Consider the following 310-nt stretch of genomic DNA (forward strand, 5'->3'; position numbering starts at 1 on the left):
CTACCGCCTCTTCAACGGTCGTTTGCGGCACGACAGCATAGACGAAGCGGCATCCCATGGCTTCTGCGGCAGCCTGCATCGATTTCAGCGTTATCGCTCCGGAGAGTTCCGCGTGTTCAGCGGCGGCGATCCGCGCCCGTGTCAGACCCATTCGCCGTCCCAGCTGTGCGCCAGACATCCCGAGCGCCTTGCGCATTGTGCGAAGCCAGCCTTCGGGCGGCACGCGAAGGCCAATCGTCTGACCTGCTGCGCGGTCGACGATGGCCTGATATTGCTCGCGAACGGCTCGCTTGATGCTCATTCGTCAATC

1 protein-coding gene is annotated in these 310 nt (G+C 62.9%); it reads right to left on the minus strand.

Annotated elements, in window-relative coordinates:
* The coding region (locus tag EK416_RS17595; protein WP_127079953.1) for a mobile mystery protein A at positions 1-301 on the minus strand (301 nt) is incomplete at its 3' end.
* Positions 302-310 lie beyond the last annotated feature (9 nt).

Source organism: Rhodomicrobium lacus (assembly GCF_003992725.1).
In the GTDB taxonomy this organism is placed as follows: domain Bacteria; phylum Pseudomonadota; class Alphaproteobacteria; order Rhizobiales; family Rhodomicrobiaceae; genus Rhodomicrobium; species Rhodomicrobium lacus.